Genomic DNA, 752 nt, shown 5'->3' with positions numbered 1-752 from the left:
CTTAGCCATTATCAACGCTCTGCCGAGCAAAGGTAAGTTTAGGGAATGACCCCGTAGCGGCATTGGGAGCGGTAGCTTCCAAATAGCAGGGGGCAGTCCCGTGCCGTAGGTAAACCTAACCTTTGCTCTTGAACTTTTGGTCCTTTTGTTTCAAGACAAAAGGACAAGCATATATATTTATCGCCCTTCTTTTGTTTTGAAACAAACCTAACGAAGTTCTGTAACCCTTATGAATAGGGGCTTTCCGAAGATAAGCTAGGTAGGCTAAAAAACCTGCGCAGGTTTCACTAAAAACTACCGCAGGTTTTATACAAAACCACAGCAGGTTTTATACAAAACTACCGCAGGTTTCTTTAGAAACCTGCGGTAGTTTTTTAAGGTGTATAGATAGGGCGGTTTACTTCACTTTTTCAAAGCCTGCCGCCTTCATACTATCTAAGATGCGTTTACCGGGGCGATAGTTTACGCCTACCGATTTAATAAGGCTTTGGGTAAAATCTTTCTCCGTGGCGGCTCCGCCGCTGCTTAGGGTAGGATACAGCGTCCCCAACTTCTCTAAACGGACAATTTTGCTATCCGACAAAGCGTTTTGTATCACATTCTCTAAAGCGATGATAACGCCTTTAATATCTGCCTCACTGAGGGCAGAAAACTTCTCGATTTGTTTTACGAGCTCGTCTATACCTACCTCGCCGTCTGTGGCTGCACTGGCATACCACTTTTTGTTACCGCCGCCGCTTACACCCGGCTGA

The 752-nt window shown here is 45.5% G+C and carries 1 protein-coding gene; it reads right to left on the bottom strand.

Going from position 1 to position 752, the window contains the following annotated elements; genetic code table 11:
- Positions 1–397: 397 nt before the first annotated feature.
- Positions 398–752, bottom strand: a 355-nt coding sequence (locus D1003_RS10515) for an HU family DNA-binding protein (protein ID WP_153936953.1), incomplete at its 5' end; no start/stop codon positions are given.

The organism is Riemerella anatipestifer, from assembly GCF_009663465.1.
GTDB lineage: Bacteria > Bacteroidota > Bacteroidia > Flavobacteriales > Weeksellaceae > Riemerella > Riemerella anatipestifer_C.
Note: the sequence above shows the minus strand (reverse complement) of the source record. Positions and strands in the feature narration are given on the sequence as shown.